Source organism: uncultured Corynebacterium sp. (genome assembly GCF_937999985.1).
GTDB lineage: Bacteria > Actinomycetota > Actinomycetes > Mycobacteriales > Mycobacteriaceae > Corynebacterium.
In genome coordinates this window covers 1-14,250 of the sequence record NZ_CALLDG010000134.1, presented here as the reverse complement: position 1 = coordinate 14,250, position 14,250 = coordinate 1, and the positions used below count along the sequence as shown (strand labels likewise).

At 62.2% G+C, this 14,250-nt stretch carries 14 protein-coding genes; 13 read left to right on the top strand and 1 reads right to left on the bottom strand.

From position 1 onward, the window contains the following. Nucleotides 1-20 precede the first annotated feature (20 nt). The 13 genes from Q0331_RS06445 (at nt 21) to Q0331_RS06385 (ending at nt 12,890) form a co-directional block, all read left to right on the top strand. Entirely contained in the window at nt 21-1,172 is a 1,152-nt protein-coding gene (locus Q0331_RS06445) for an MFS transporter (RefSeq protein WP_298075616.1), read from the top strand. Nucleotides 1,173-1,231: 59 nt separating this feature from the next. After that, nucleotides 1,232-2,242 carry an exodeoxyribonuclease III gene (locus Q0331_RS06440; protein WP_298075614.1) on the top strand — a complete coding sequence of 337 codons (1,011 nt, stop codon included), beginning with the start codon at nt 1,232-1,234 and terminating at the stop codon, nt 2,240-2,242. Then, nucleotides 2,236-3,093: a trimeric intracellular cation channel family protein gene (locus Q0331_RS06435; RefSeq protein WP_298075613.1), complete on the top strand. Its 858-nt coding sequence runs from the start codon at nt 2,236-2,238 to the stop codon at nt 3,091-3,093. Before Q0331_RS06440 ends, Q0331_RS06435 begins: the two co-directional genes overlap by 7 nt. A gap of 11 nt (nt 3,094-3,104) precedes the next feature. After that, a complete protein-coding gene (gene trpS / locus Q0331_RS06430; RefSeq protein WP_298075612.1) occupies nt 3,105-4,136 on the top strand; it encodes a tryptophan--tRNA ligase in 1,032 nt (343 codons plus the stop codon). A 114-nt stretch (nt 4,137-4,250) separates the two neighbouring features. Then, complete coding sequence (locus tag Q0331_RS06425) at nt 4,251-5,333, top strand: YhjD/YihY/BrkB family envelope integrity protein (RefSeq protein WP_298075611.1); 1,083 nt, start codon at nt 4,251-4,253, stop codon at nt 5,331-5,333. A 47-nt stretch (nt 5,334-5,380) separates the two neighbouring features. After that, nucleotides 5,381-6,700, top strand: coding sequence for an adenosine deaminase (locus tag Q0331_RS06420; protein ID WP_298075610.1), 1,320 nt, complete (start codon nt 5,381-5,383; stop codon nt 6,698-6,700). A gap of 120 nt (nt 6,701-6,820) precedes the next feature. Then, nucleotides 6,821-7,789 (top strand): substrate-binding domain-containing protein, encoded by a 969-nt coding sequence (locus tag Q0331_RS06415; protein WP_298075615.1) that lies wholly within the window; start codon nt 6,821-6,823, stop codon nt 7,787-7,789. After that, on the top strand, nt 7,786-8,781 hold the full coding sequence (locus Q0331_RS06410; RefSeq protein ID WP_298075609.1) for an ABC transporter permease: 996 nt from the start codon (nt 7,786-7,788) through the stop codon (nt 8,779-8,781). Before Q0331_RS06415 ends, Q0331_RS06410 begins: the two co-directional genes overlap by 4 nt. Next, entirely contained in the window at nt 8,782-9,567 is a 786-nt protein-coding gene (locus Q0331_RS06405; protein ID WP_298075608.1) for an ATP-binding cassette domain-containing protein, read from the top strand. Between the two features lie 49 nt (nt 9,568-9,616). Then, nucleotides 9,617-10,459 carry a hypothetical protein gene (locus Q0331_RS06400; RefSeq protein WP_298075607.1) on the top strand — a complete coding sequence of 281 codons (843 nt, stop codon included), beginning with the start codon at nt 9,617-9,619 and terminating at the stop codon, nt 10,457-10,459. Nucleotides 10,460-10,474: 15 nt separating this feature from the next. Next, a complete protein-coding gene (locus Q0331_RS06395) occupies nt 10,475-11,125 on the top strand; it encodes a hypothetical protein (protein ID WP_298075606.1) in 651 nt (216 codons plus the stop codon). A gap of 93 nt (nt 11,126-11,218) precedes the next feature. Next, entirely contained in the window at nt 11,219-12,124 is a 906-nt protein-coding gene (locus Q0331_RS06390) for a hypothetical protein (protein WP_298075605.1), read from the top strand. Between the two features lie 94 nt (nt 12,125-12,218). Further along, entirely contained in the window at nt 12,219-12,890 is a 672-nt protein-coding gene (locus Q0331_RS06385) for a hypothetical protein (RefSeq protein WP_298075604.1), read from the top strand. On the opposite strand, the gene Q0331_RS06380 is transcribed toward Q0331_RS06385, so the two are convergent. Further along, a complete protein-coding gene (locus Q0331_RS06380) occupies nt 12,887-14,149 on the bottom strand; it encodes a hypothetical protein (RefSeq protein ID WP_298075603.1) in 1,263 nt (420 codons plus the stop codon). The two genes, Q0331_RS06385 and Q0331_RS06380, sit on opposite strands and share 4 nt — an antisense overlap. Nucleotides 14,150-14,250 lie beyond the last annotated feature (101 nt).

Sequence of the window (14,250 nt, the reverse complement as noted above, 5' to 3'; positions counted from 1 at the left end):
CCCGCCACCGTTACATCGCCATGGTGGCGATGGCCCTGGGCGGTTTCGGCATCGGCACCACGGAGTTTGTGGCGATGGGGCTGCTGAACCTCATCGCGGAGGACTTCTCCATCTCGGAGGATCAGGCCGGCCACGTGATTTCCGCTTACGCGCTGGGTGTAGTCATCGGCGCTCCGCTGATTACCACCCTTACAGGTTCCATCCCGCGCCGCCGCTTGGCGCTGCTGCTGATGGGCGCCTTCGTGATCGGCAACGGCCTGAGTGTCTTCGCGCATTCCTATGGGATCCTGATGCTCTCCCGCTTCATCGCGGGCTTCCCGCACGGCGCGTACTTCTCCGTCACGGCGCTGATCGCCGCGTCCATGGCGCCGAACGGCAAGCGCGGTAAAGCCGTGGCGCTGACGGGCATGGGGCTTTCCATCGCCACCGTCATCGGCGTGCCGATCGCGCAGTGGCTGGGCTCCACCTTCGGCTGGAACGCGGCCTTCGCGATGGTCGCGGCTATCGGCGTGGTCACCTTCGTCGCCCTGTGGTTCACGGTGCCGCACATGACGCTGATGCCGCGCACGAAGCCACTGACGGAGCTCGGCGCGCTGGTGAACTCGCAGGTACTCATGACCCTCGCCATCGGCACCGTCGGCTTCGGTGGCATGTTCGCGGTTTACACCTATATCTCTTGGACGCTCACGGAGAACGCGGGCTTCAACGGAAACCTCATCTGGATTCCGCTGATGGTCTACGGCATCGGCATGGTCATCGGCACGTATATCGGCGGTGTGTTGGCCGACCGGAACTTGGAGTACGCGATCCTCGGCACCTTATTGTCCCTGATCGTCGTCCTCTCCGCCTTTTACTTCCTGTCCCACAACGCGGTGGCGGGCATCATCAACTTCGGTGTGATCGGCTTGTTGGGCTCCACCCTGGTGCCGAACCTGCAGACCCGCCTGATGGATGTGGCGGGCGAGGCGCAGACCCTCGCCGCGGCGCTTAACCACTCTGCGTTGAACATGGCCAATGCGGCGGGAGCTGCGGTCGGCGGTGCCGTCATCGCCGCTGGTTATGGTTATTCAACCCCTGCGCTCGCCGGTGCGGCTATGGCCGCCTGTGGCGCTCTGCTGTGGATTCCTGCCTATTATTTACGACGCCGTCAGCTTGCGGCTGCCCGGGCGTAGGTTCTAAAGCTTTAAGGGAAAGCGAGGGTTACTAGTCCGGGTTAGTAGGGTAGGGACTCATGAAGTCACTGACTATTGCAACGGTCAACGTCAATGGAATTCGGGCGGCAGCGAAGGTGCGCCACGAGGACAACCAGGGGATTCTGCCATGGCTTAAAGCCACGCCAGCGGACGTGGTGCTGATGCAGGAGGTGCGCGCGGACGAGAAGCAGACGCGCGCTGCCCTGGAGCCCGTACTGGACGAGTGGCACCTGGCTCAGGCGCCAGCCGCCGCGAAGGGGCGAGCCGGGGTGGCCATCCTGTCGCGATTGCCCCTGCGGGACGTGCAGATTGGCTTCGGTGACGGTCCAGGAAGCGAGGAGTTTTCCGACGCTGGCCGCTACATCGAAGCCACGGTGGATGCCGGGGACTTGCCGGTGCGTGTGGCCTCCCTATACTTGCCCAGCGGCTCGGCGGGGACGGAGAAGCAGGACGAGAAGTACCGCTTCCTGGATTCCTTCGGCGCGTACCTGCAAAACCAGGCGGCACAGGATGAAGAGGCCGGACACCTCGAGCTGGTGGTCGGCGGCGATTGGAACATCTGCCACCGCCGCGAGGACCTGAAGAATTGGAAGACCAACCGCAAGAAGTCCGGCTTCCTGCCCGACGAGCGGGCCTTTATGGATTCCCTGCTGGGCACCTTCCCGGATGAATCCACCCAGGTCGCAGATGCCGAGGATTCCGGCCGCAACGGTAACCCCGCAGGCGTGGCCGGGGACTTCTTCGGGGCAGTGGACTACGTGCCGGGGGATCTTGCAAGCGCCCGCCTGGCCGCCGGCGCGGTGGATGATCCGCAGTACTTCGACGTGATGCGCCGGGTGCTGCCCGACCAGGCCGGGCCTTACTCCTGGTGGACCTATCGTGGCCAGGCCTTTGATACTGACGCGGGCTGGCGCATCGACCTACAGGTGGCCACCCGCGGCATGCTGGAACGCGCGCTGACCGCCAACAATGTGTGGGTGGATAAGGCCGCGGCCTACGACCAGCGCTGGTCCGACCACTCGCCGGTACTGGTGGAGTACGCATGCTGACCGTCCTCTACGTCCTGGGGCTCACCGCCGAATCAATGACGGCGGCGTTGGCTGCGGGACGTCAGCGGATGGACATGTTCGGCGTCATGCTCATCGCCTCCGTGACCGCCTTCGGTGGCGGCACGGTGCGTGACCTGCTGTTCGGCCACTACCCGCTGCGTTGGGTGGACGAGCCGATCTTCCTCGCCATCGTGCTGGGCGCTGCGCTGGTGACGGTGCTGGTCAGCTTCTTGATGGACTACTTCCGCACCATCTTCCTGGTGCTCGACGCGGTGGGCCTTTCCACCTTCGCACTACTGGGTGCCCAGGTGGCATTGGAACTTGGCTACCACCCCCTGATCGTCGTCGTATCCTCCGTGGTGACCGGCGTGTTCGGCGGTGTGCTGCGCGACGTTTTGTGCGACCGGGTTCCCCTGGTGTTCAGCGAAGAGCTATACGCCTCCATCGCCATCCTCGTAGCGGTGATGTATATGGGCATGCTGCACTTCAACTTGGACGAGACCATCGGTAGCCAGCTGGTCATCGTCATCTGCCTGATCTTCGCCTTCGGCCTTCGCCTGCTGGCGATCTTCTACCGCATTTCCCTGCCGGTTTTCGAATACCAGGAGCGTGAATACGTCCGCGACCCCGCCGGGCGACTGACCATGTGGGCGCTCAACAAAGCCGGAGTGCAGCGCCGCGAGATGCGTCGGCGCAGCGTTGGCGCTCCGAAGGCGCCGAAGGACAAGTCCGGGCAGAAGAAGCGCAAGAGGAAAAACCGGTTCGAACTGGTCGATCGGGGAGAGTACGAATACGGGGACGAGCAGGCGTCACAAAACCCGCCCGAAGAACCCCGGAACAGCGACGAGTAAGGTTACATAATATGAACCAACCTGCGAAGAAACAGCGCGTCGTCTCCGGCCTGCAGCCGACAAGCGATTCCTACCACCTGGGCAACTACTTGGGAGCAGTCAAGCAGTTTATACAGCTGCAGGAAGACTACGAGACCTTCTACTTCATCCCTGACCAGCACGCCATCACCGTGCCCGGCTACAGCCCCAAGGATCTGCGCAAACGCACCCTCGCGGGCGTGGCACAGCTGCTGGCGCTGGGCATCGACCCGGAGCGCTCCACCCTGTACGTGCAGTCCCACGTGCCGGAGCATGCCCAGCTGGCATGGGTGCTGATGTGCATCACCGGCGATGGTGAGGCGCGCCGCATGACGCAGTTTAAGGACAAGTCCGCCAAGCAGGGCGGTGACAATACCACCTCCGGGCTGTACGCCTACCCGATGCTTATGGCCGCAGACATTTTGCTGTACCGCCCGCACTTGGTGCCGGTCGGCGAAGACCAGCGCCAGCACCTGGAGCTCACCCGCAACCTGGCGGAGCGATTCAACTCCCGCTACAAGAAGACCTTCGTGGTTCCCGAGGGCTTCATCCCCGAGGGCGCGGCCAAGATCTACGACTTGCAGAACCCGACGGCCAAGATGTCGAAGTCCACGGACAACCCCAAGGGTCTGATTAACCTGCTGGACGACCCGAAGGTCTCGGCCAAGCGCATCCGCTCGGCGGTAACCGATAACGATGGTGAGATCCGCTACGACAAGGAAAACAAGCCGGGCGTATCGAACCTGCTGGTCATCCAATCCGCGTTGGGGGATAAGAGCATCGACGAACTGGTGGAGGGCTACCAGAAGGCCGGCTCTGGCTACGGCGACCTGAAGAAGGACACGGCCGAGGTGCTGGAGGCGTTTTGCACCCCGCTGCGCCAGCGCTACGACGAGTACATGGCCGACCCCGCCGAACTGAACCGCATCCTCGCAAGTGGTGCGGATCGCGCCCGCGAGATCGCGGCGAAGACCATCGAGCAGGTCTACGAGCGCGTGGGCTTCCTGGCGGAAGTAAGGCAGTAGCGAAGCAATAACGCGGAACAACTAACGCGAAACAGTAAAGCACGGCAGCCCCCGCCGTGCTTTACTAATGTGAGAATCTTCAAGACGAGACGACCGGAAGGAAGGGCCGTCCCTTTGGCGACCACCGATCCTGATAAAAACAAACTGGATAACTACGGCGTGGAGCGATCCCGCAAGGACGATCCAGGCCCGCTGGATAAGTACCGCGACAAGTGGCCGTGGCTGGATCACGTGCTGCGGATGCAGGATCGGTACACCGAACAGGGCGGCAACCAGTACGCCGCTGGCATCACCTACTTCTCAGTGATGACGATCTTCCCGCTGATGATGCTGACCTTGGCCGTGATGGCCATGATTCTGGCGGGCAACGAGAAGCTGCTGAACGACGTCATGGACAAGGTCGCCAACATGGGCGAAGGCAACATGGGCGAAGTGCTGCAGACCATCATCGAACAGTCCATCGAACAGAGGAAGTCCGTGTTCTCCATCGGTCTTCTGCTGGCCTTGTGGACCGGGCTGGGCTGGATCGCCCACCTGCGCCTGGGCGTTTCCGAGATGTGGAAGGTCGACGGCAAGCCTGCCGGCTTCGTATCTGGCAAGATCAAGGACCTGATCGGCCTGATCGGCCTGTTGGTCTCCCTGATCGTCGCCTTTGCTATCACCACCATCGGTAACTCCGGACTGACTACCCAGCTGCTGGATGCAGTCGGGCTGGCCGACGTGCCGGGCATTCGCTACATCACCTTCGCGGTGGCTCTGCTGGTGGCGCTGATCGCCAACTTCTGCGTGTTCTTCTGGATGATCCTCTACCTGCCGCGCACCAAGGTGCCCCGCAAGTCCGCGGTGAAGGCCGCCATTATCGGCGCGATCCTGTTCGAGATCTTCAAGCAGTTCGCTACCGTGTTCTTCTCCAATGCACTGTCCAACCCCGCCGGCGCCGCCTTCGGCCCGGTGATCGGTGTGATGGTGCTGATGTACTTCATCTGGCGCATCCTGCTGTACTGCTCCGCGTGGGCTGCGACCACACCGGAATCCCTGGCTAACCTGCGCCCGGATGCGCCGCCGGCCGCCGTCATTCGCGTGCGCCAGGAGGTGCGTGCGGGTAGCACCGACGCCAACCGCGCCGGCCTGCTCGGTGTCGGCGCGGCCGCGGGCGTGGTCGTCGGCGGATTGGTCACCAAGATCTTCAAGCGCTAGCGGCCAGCTGCGAGCGTGGGACACGGATGCAGCTAGGATCTTTAGACATGATTGACTCTGACATCATCGCGTCCCGTCCCAAAGTAGAGCTCCACGACCACCTGGACGGCGGCGTGCGCCCCGCCACCCTGGTCGAGCTCGCCGAGAAGATCGGCTACGAGCTGCCCACCACCGACCCTGCAGAGCTGGAGAAGTGGTTCTACGAGGCGGCGAACTCCGGCGACCTGCCGACCTACCTCACCACCTTCGACCACACCACCGCCGTCATGCAGACCGCCGAGGGGCTGGTGCGCATCACCCGCGAGGCCGTCGAGGATCTGGCTGCCGACAACGTCTGCTACGCCGAGCTGCGCTATGCCCCGGAGCAACACCAGGCCGATGGTCTTTCCCTGCAGCAGGTCGTCGAGGCCACGGTGCAGGGCGTGAAGGAGGGCGAGCGCCTGGTCGCCGAGCGCGGCGGGCGCATCCACGTGCGCCTGATCCTGTGCGCCATGCGCCACGCGGACCGCTCCGAGGAGATCGCTCAGCTCACGGTGGACAACTACGGCGAGCACACCCCGGGCGAGGGTTACGTGGCGGGCTTCGACATCGCCGGTGCCGAGGATGGCTTCCCGCCGTCGAAGCATGCCGCTGCGTTCGACCTGCTGCGTAAGAACCTCGTTCCTTTCACCATTCACGCTGGTGAGGCTGCCGGTGTGGACTCTCTTCGTGACGCCCTAGCGCAGGGTGCCCGACGCATCGGCCACGGCGTGCGCGTGTACGAGGACTTTAATGCCACCATGAGTGGTATCGAGCTGGGTCCAGTCGCCCGCTTCATGCGCGACCAGCGCATTGCCCTGGAGATCTGCCCGACCTCTAATACGCAGACGGGTATCTGCGACGACGTGGCGGAGCACCCGTTTGGCCTGCTGTACGAGATGGGCTTCTTCTGCACCGTGAACACGGATAACCGCCTGGTTTCCGGCACCACGATGACCCGCGAGTTCGAGCTGCTGGCCGAGCACTGCGACCTGGAGCTGTGGCAGCTGCTGGAGCTTACGAGTAATGCGCTTCAGGTGGCCTACTGCGACGAGGGGCTGCGCGAGGACTTGGAGCGCAATGTGATCTACCCGGCCTACGCCGAGGTTGGCAACAGTCTGCCGGATGAGGCCCTGGACGCAGGCGACGCGGAGGGCACCGAGTTTTCCAACGGTATGCAGCGCCTGCACGGCCACGGTCAGCCGCACGGCGCGGGTGTTGCAGCGGGTGCGGGCCAGCAGGACATTGAGCTTTCCATGGAGAACCTCAAGGCCGAGCTGGAGGAGCTGGGCCTTAGCCTGGACGATGAGGAAAGCGATGGCGAAGCAGGCGATCAAACCTCCAGCTAGAAGCATCTGAATGCTTTAAGTTGGCCCGCTTAGGGTTGGGTTTTACCCCTGTGAACTGGCAAAATGCTCTGCATGGAGAATTCTTGGGGAATTAGGTTTAACCTCCGCCGCGCAGTGGCGATGCTGGTGATTATCTGCACGGGCGCGGTGCTTGCCGCGTGCTCAGAGACCGGTGGCCGACCGCGCGGCGGCGCGTCCGGCGACGGCGGCGGGGGAGTGGATACCCCGCGCTACACCGTGGCGATGGTGAGCCACGGCGCGCCGGGCGATACCTTCTGGGATCTCGTCCGCGCGGGCGCGGAGGATGCCGCCAAGAAGAACAACCTGGAGCTCCGCTACAGCTCCTCCCCACAGGCGCCTGACCAGGCGAACCTGGTGCAGAACGCCATCGATTCCAACGTCGACGGCCTGGCCCTGACCATGCCCACCCCGGAGGCTCTGGGGCCGGTGGCGAAGCGCGCGGCGAAGGCCGACATCCCCGTGGTGGGCCTGAACTCTGGCATGGAGCACTACAAGAAGTACGACGTCAGCGCTTTCTTCGGCCAGGACGAGTCCGTCGCCGGCGAGCGCGCCGGCGAGCGCCTGTCGAAGGACGGCGCCAAGAAGGTGCTGTGCGTCATCCACGAGCAGGGCAACCCCAGCCAGGAGTCTCGCTGCGCGGGCATCAAGAAGGGCCTCGGCGGCGGTTCCGTGGAGAACCTATACGTCAACGGCATGGATCTGACCAGCGTGCAGTCCACAGTGCAGGCCAAGCTGGCGCAGCAGAAGGACATCGACTGGGTCATGGGTCTGGTCGCCCCCGTCGCGCTGACGGCCGTGCAGGCCAAGGAGCAGGCCGGCTCCAAGGCGAAGATCTCCACCTTCGACACCAACGCGGAGCTCGTCGCCGCAATCAAGAACGGCACCATCGAGTGGGCCGTGGACCAGCAGCCTTACCTGCAGGGCTACATGGCCATCGACGCGCTTTGGTTGGCCAAGCGCAACGGATCCACCGTGGGCGGCGGCCAGCCGGTCCTCACCGGACCGTCGTTCGTGGATAAGTCCAACGTGGACACCATCGCGGACGCGGCCAAGGAAGGACTGCGATGAAAGCGATGAGTATGCTCAAGCGCCCCGAGTTCACCTCGGTTCTCGGCGCGGTCCTGATCTTCACGCTGTTCATGATCGTCGCGCCGTCGTTCCGCTCCCTTGATGCGTTCTCTACTGTGCTGTACGCCAGCTCCACGATGGGTATCATCTCCCTGGCCGTCGGACTGCTGATGATCGGCGACGAGTTCGACCTGTCCTCCGGCGTGGCCGTCACCACCGCCGCCCTGGCCGCCACAATGTTGAACTACAACTTCTGGTTGAACTCCTGGGTGGGCATATTCCTTTCCCTGCTGATCGCCCTGGCCATCGGTGCCTTCAACGGGATGATGGTGATGCGCACGGGCATCCCGTCGTTCCTCATCACCCTGGCCGCGTTCCTGATGCTGCAGGGCATCAATCTGGCCGTCACGAAGCTGGTCACCGGCCAGGTCGCCACCCCGTCGATTGCCGACATGGAGGGCTTCCAATCCGCCAAGGCCGTCTTCGCCTCCTCGATCAACATCTTCGGCGTGGAGGTTAAGACCATCGTCTTCTGGTGGCTCCTCTTCGTGGCCCTGGCCAGCGTGCTGCTGTTCAAGACGCGCTTCGGTAACTGGATCTTCGCCGTCGGCGGCGATGCCGAAGCCGCCCGTGCCACCGGCGTGCCGGTACGCCGTGTGAAGGTGATCCTGTTCATGTTCGTCGGCTTCGCCGCCTGGTTCGTGGGCATGCACAACCTCTTCGCCTTCGATTCCATCCAGGCCGGCCAGGGTGTGGGCAACGAGTTCCTCTACATCATCGCCGCGGTCATCGGCGGCTGTGCCCTCACGGGTGGGCGCGGCACCGCCATCGGTACGGCCATCGGTGCGCTGATCTTCGGTATGACGAATCAAGGCATCGTCTACGCAGGTTGGAACCCGGATTGGTTCAAGTTCTTCCTGGGGGCCATGCTGCTGTTTGCGGTGCTCACCAACAACTCTGTCTCCAAGTTCACTTCTGGAGGTCGCAGCTAAATGTCTTCTTCTATTGACGCCACCCCGATTATCAGCCTCCGCAATGTGGACAAGGACTATGGCGATGTCCACGTGCTGAAGGACATTGACCTGGATATTTACCCAAGCAAGGTGACCTGCATCCTGGGCGACAATGGCGCGGGCAAGTCCACCCTTATCAAGATCCTCGCCGGCCGCCACAAGCACACCAGTGGCGAGGTTCTGGTCGACGGCGAGGAGGTCCACTTCAACGGCCCGAAGGATGCTTTGGATAAGGGCATCGCCACCGTGTACCAGGACCTGGCCGTGGTCGGGCAGATGTCCGTGTGGCGCAACTTCTTCCTGGGCCAGGAGCTCACCGGGCGTTTCGGCATGCTGCGCGCCGACGAGATGCGCCGTATCGCGTCCGAGGAACTGGAGAAAATGGGAGTGCACCTGGACGATGTCGAGGTGCCCATTGCCAACCTTTCCGGTGGCCAGAGACAGGTCGTGGCAATTGCGCGGGCTGTGTACTTCGGCGCGCGAGTGATCATTCTGGACGAGCCAACCGCAGCGCTGGGCGTCAAACAATCCGGCATGGTGCTGCGCTTCATCAAGTCCGCCGCCGAAGGTGGGGTAGGTGTGGTGCTGATTACCCACAATCCCCACCATGCGTATCTGGTGGGCAGTCACTTCGTGCTGCTGAACATGGGCGAGCAGACTCTGGACGCGGATTATTCCGAGGTCACTCTGGAGCAGTTGACGCTGGAGATGGCCGGCGGGGGCGAATTGGATTCTCTCAACCACGAGCTGCGGGATTTAAGTTAAGCTAAATGCCTGTATAACGAAGTTCTAAGGATGGGAGCTGACCGAAGCCGTGGCGCATTACAACCTGTACGAGTCACTTGGGATTGACCGGAGCACAAGTACTCAGGACATCGCGGAGGACATCGATAAGCGCCTGAGCACGGGGAACACTTCCAACCCGGGTGGGGAGGACGAGCTGCAGGTAGCGCGTCAGGTGATTGCGGATCCGACGAAGCGCGGCATGTACGATGCCCGCCTGGACGATCCCAGCGCCCCCGAGATCGACATTGCCGCGCTGCGCGATCTGGGTGAGCTGCAGGTGCCGGCGCAGGGGCAACAGCAGCAGTCGCAGGCACAGCCCATTTCCCAGCAGTTCCAGCAGCCCGGACAGCCGCAACAACCACAGCAACCTAAGCAGCCGTCCAAACTGAAGCGCGAGTTCGCCCGTTCCTCGAAGCTGGCGCTCACCCTAGCTGCTGTTGTCCCCCTCCTCGCAGTCCTGGTTCTGTTCGGAGCCTACAAGGGCGTGAGCTGGTTCTTCAGCGATGCGCGAGATGTGAAGAACCTTTCCCAGGAGTTTCTGGATCTGCGCAAGAAGGGCGAGACCCAGATGTGGCTGGACGATAACCTTGGCAAGGATGCCATGCCTGATGCCTCGTTTTATTTCGACCTGGACGACGGCGGATACGAGGGCATGAATGAGGAGTTCGACGCACTCGCTCCCGAGCCGGGAGAAATCACCAAGAGCAACGATTTCGCTCGGTTTGTCCTGCCCGAGGATCAGATCGACCGCTACAAGAACTTCTACTTGGTCTCCGTGAAGGACAACAACGGCAAGCTGAAAGGCCTGCTGTTCTTCGGCATCGGTAACAACGGCCCGAAGCTACTCAACGTACAAAAGTTGGACCGCTAACGGTTGGAAGACCCCATGAGCAACACCGACTGGAATAACTGGAACCCCAACTATCCTGCGCAGCACGCTCCGCAGCCGCAGCAGAATAAGACCTCTCCCTGGGTGTATTCCATCGTCGCAATCTCCGTGGTGGCGCTGCTGGTCGCCGGCGTGCTGACGGCCACGGCAGTCATGGGGAAGGACGGCGGTGACGGTGAGGAATCGCCGGTAGCGGCGGAGACGGTGGCGTCCAAGCGCCAAAAGACGAAGACCAGCGAAGCGGAGCCAACCCCGGATACCCCGGAGGAAGAGCCAACCCCGGAGGAGCCGCGAGGCAGTGGATCTTCCAGCCCAGAATATAGGTTGAGCAGCTATGGCTGGGAGGGCAGCCCCGCGCACTGCAATGCTGACGACCAGTGGCTGTACGCGGCCTATGGCGACGGCGATTACGTCGTGGTGTGCAAGGTCGGGGAGCACGGCGACTATTACTACCGAAGCTATGTCGGTGGCCATTCGATCGAGAAGGACGTGGACATGTCCTACGCGGATCCGAGCCGCGGCAGCTACAGCGTGCCGGTCGGGGGTGGAACGCGCATCGAGATCAACCAAAAAGACCTAAAAGTCTACGAACACGGTGAGGTGGCCAGCAACGTGGAGTTCGACCAATTCTTTGTGGTTGATCGATAACGCCGTTTCGGTCGCCGATTCGGTAGTGGGCTGCAATAATGAGGCGAATCCTAAATAGGAATTATTCGCAGAGAAGATTGAGAGTATTCGCCCATGAGCAATTCGAATCCTTATGGCCAGCCGGGACCGAACCCCGGTGGTCAGAATCCGTACTCGCAGCAGCCGAACCAGCCGCAGCCGCAACAGCAGAACCAGTTTGGCCAGCCAGGGCAGCCGAATCAGGTTGGACAGCCGGGTCAGCCTGGTCCGGCAGGGAAGCAGGGGCTGCAGTCGCTCGCGTGGAACCAGCTGGCCGCAGGCGTGGCTGGCATCGCAGCGCTGCTGGTGCTGTTCTTCAGCTTCTTCAAGTGGGTCGGTCTTACAACCACTCTCGGTGAGGATAAGTACACCGCTGGTGTGAACGGCTGGGGCATGCTCTCGGTGAGCGACAATGCCGATAAGCAGGATTTCGCCGAGGATTTCGGTAACACCGGCCTGGGCGTGCTCTTCATGCTCTTGACCTTGGGCCTGCTGATCGCCGCGGCCGTGATGCTGTGGCTGAAAATCCAGCCGCGCGTGGCCGTCTACCTCGGCATCGCCGGTGGTGCAGTGCATCTGATTTGGGCGATCTGGACGATCGTTGATTTCAATGGCCCCTACAAGGAGGCAAAGGACGAGCTGGAGGCAGCTCAGTCCGCCAGCAGTAATTACGGGTTCGCATCTGGCATCACCTTGGACGGCGGACCGAAGTTCGCGGTCTTCCTGGCAATCATCGTTGCTCTGGCGATCATCGTGCTCGGCGTGCTGGCGATTGTGAAGTTCGGCCAGCAGCTGAATGTTCCGGGGAACAACCAGCCGAACCAGTTCGGCCAGCCGGGTAACCCGCAGGGCCAGTTCGGCCAGCCACAGAACCAGCCGAACCAACAGCCGCAGTTTGGCCAGCCACAGAACCAGCCAAATCAGCAGGGTCAGTTCGGCCAGCCAGGTAGCCAGAACCCGTTTAACCAGCCGGGACAGTAAGAACCTTTCTACATCGCAAGAGAGCTCGTCATGGTAAGCCCAGACGAGCTCTTTTGTTAGTAGCTGCCCTTGAATGACCGGAAGTGATTGATCCATGAACAACCCCAATCCCTACGGCGCGATGGGTGGAAACCCTCAGTTTGGATACGGCTACCGTCCGCAACTAAACCCGTCGTATGGCTCCCGTCCCAGCACATGGATGCTGCTCGTCTCCGGCGGCGCCACAGCTTTAGCCTTGCTTATGTTTACTGCGAGCTTTCTCAGTTGGACGGAGCTGAGGTTTAACTACGATGAAGGGATTATGAGGCTGAATGTGAACGGCTGGGGCAGGGTTGTCATCACAGGCGCTCCGGAGGGTGCTGACGTTGTTGATTCGAAGTTCAGCAGTGCCGGAGTCGGCGTACCAGCCAATGTCGCAGCCCTGTCGCTCCTGATTGTGGGTGCCGTCATGTTGTGGCAGACGGTGAAGCCGCGTGTGGCCTCTTCCATGTTTATCGGCGCGGGTCTGGTGGGTCTAGGCTGGGCGATTTGGTCGATTATGAAGATCCAGCGAGCATTGAAGGCCATGGAGAGGGAAGAGGGTGCTCGACTGCGGGAAGAAGGCCTGGTTTTCGAGGAGGTCTTCCAAGGGAGTGCAGAAATCGGCGTTTATTTTGCAATCGCCCTTTCGTTGGCGGCCGTCTCTCTTGGTGTATTTGCGCTTTTCAAATACAACAGCCAGGCGAAGATGCCCTGGGGCTGGCCGGGCCAGCCATCTAATTTCTAAAAGCGCGTGAAGCGCTTGATCAGGCCTTCCTCCAGGGCCTTCCAGCCCTTCGCCTCCTCGTCGAAGGGGGCGGATGGTTGTGCGTCCGACGGAGAGCCCAGCATGTAAGCCAGGTAGTTCTGCAGCTTCGGGTAGCTCAGCAGGATCTTGTTCACGCCGTCGTCGCCCGCCCAGTCCGCAGCATCCGCCAGCAGCTCGTAAGCGCGACCCAGCTGGTCGGAATCCACAGCGTCTAGGGACTCCGAAATGTCGTCGTGCAGGCCAGCGAAGGAGTACTGGTTCGAGTCGTGCACCGTGACCTCCAGCTCACCGGCGTTGGCGGCGCTGACCAGGTCGCCCCAAGTATCCAACTCTTCGAGGTCGTGATCGTGGGCGTCAATAATCCAGCGCACGAGGGCACGAGAGTTCGGGAAGGTGTTGATCTCCCCGTGGCGGCCGAGGAAGCGCGGCTTGTCGCCGACGTAGCAGCGCAGGGTGTAGACGTACTGGCCGTTCAGGCTGATACGGATCGGATCGATGCCGGCGTCGGCCCAGATGGTCTTGTCATAAGGATCGACGTCCTTGCCCTCGGTGGCCTCGGCCGCAGCCGCCGCCTCGGCCTCCTTCTCCTTCTGACGCTTTTCGCGAGCCTCCTTGGCCTCGTCGATGCGCTTCTGTGCGTCCTCCACCTTCGCTTCGTCGACCTCTGGCTCGGTCAGGTGCACTTCGACGTCATCGAGCATGCCCTTCCACCGATCCAGCACGGTGCGGCCAACTCCCGACCACTCTTCCAGGCCGTTCTGCGACTGGTAGTGGTCCGGCCCGCGGCGCACGTTATCCAGGATGGAGTAGGAGTGGAACCAATTGTTCACGCTCTTCAGCCCCAGGACATTGCCCATGGAGCGCAGCAGATCGAAACCGCGAGCGACCGTGGAGGTGGATTCATAGCCCGGGCGCTGAGCCAGCTTGCGGGGTACCTCGACCAGGCTGATCTTGCCGGTGCGGGTGGGCACCACATTGGTGACCAAGTCGGACTTAAACTGTGCCCACTTGGGGTGCTCGGCCAGCTCGTTGCGGCCGCCGTCCTCGAGGAAAGCCAGGAGCTTGGCGGGGGAGTCGAAGACGAAAAGATCGTCGTCATCGCCCAGGAAGCCCTGCCAGCGCTCACCCTTGACCAGCCAGTTCGGGGCCCACAGGGTGTACCAGGTGCCGCTGGTGATCTCTAACTCCACGGCGACGATGCCGTTGCCGAATGTCCTCAAGCCATTATCTGCTGCCATGGCTAGGCATTCTACTAGGTCGGTCTGGTTACGTCGGTGTTTAGTCCTGCGTCTGGTCGACCCGCCGGTTGCGCAGCTCCGCTGTCAGCACAGCGGGCACG

Excerpts from the sequence above, each read along its gene's own strand:
- Q0331_RS06445 (WP_298075616.1), top strand. The coding sequence starts at position 21 with ATGGTGGCGATGGCCCTGGGCGGTTTCGGCATCGGCACCACGGAGTTT.
- Q0331_RS06440 (WP_298075614.1), top strand. The coding sequence starts at position 1,232 with ATGAAGTCACTGACTATTGCAACGGTCAACGTCAATGGAATTCGGGCG.
- Q0331_RS06435 (WP_298075613.1), top strand. The coding sequence starts at position 2,236 with ATGCTGACCGTCCTCTACGTCCTGGGGCTCACCGCCGAATCAATGACG.
- trpS (WP_298075612.1), top strand. The coding sequence starts at position 3,105 with ATGAACCAACCTGCGAAGAAACAGCGCGTCGTCTCCGGCCTGCAGCCG.
- Q0331_RS06420 (WP_298075610.1), top strand. The coding sequence starts at position 5,381 with ATGATTGACTCTGACATCATCGCGTCCCGTCCCAAAGTAGAGCTCCAC.
- Q0331_RS06415 (WP_298075615.1), top strand. The coding sequence starts at position 6,821 with ATGCTGGTGATTATCTGCACGGGCGCGGTGCTTGCCGCGTGCTCAGAG.
- Q0331_RS06410 (WP_298075609.1), top strand. The coding sequence starts at position 7,786 with ATGAAAGCGATGAGTATGCTCAAGCGCCCCGAGTTCACCTCGGTTCTC.
- Q0331_RS06405 (WP_298075608.1), top strand. The coding sequence starts at position 8,782 with ATGTCTTCTTCTATTGACGCCACCCCGATTATCAGCCTCCGCAATGTG.
- Q0331_RS06395 (WP_298075606.1), top strand. The coding sequence starts at position 10,475 with ATGAGCAACACCGACTGGAATAACTGGAACCCCAACTATCCTGCGCAG.
- Q0331_RS06390 (WP_298075605.1), top strand. The coding sequence starts at position 11,219 with ATGAGCAATTCGAATCCTTATGGCCAGCCGGGACCGAACCCCGGTGGT.
- Q0331_RS06385 (WP_298075604.1), top strand. The coding sequence starts at position 12,219 with ATGAACAACCCCAATCCCTACGGCGCGATGGGTGGAAACCCTCAGTTT.
- Q0331_RS06380 (WP_298075603.1), bottom strand. The coding sequence starts at position 14,149 with ATGGCAGCAGATAATGGCTTGAGGACATTCGGCAACGGCATCGTCGCC.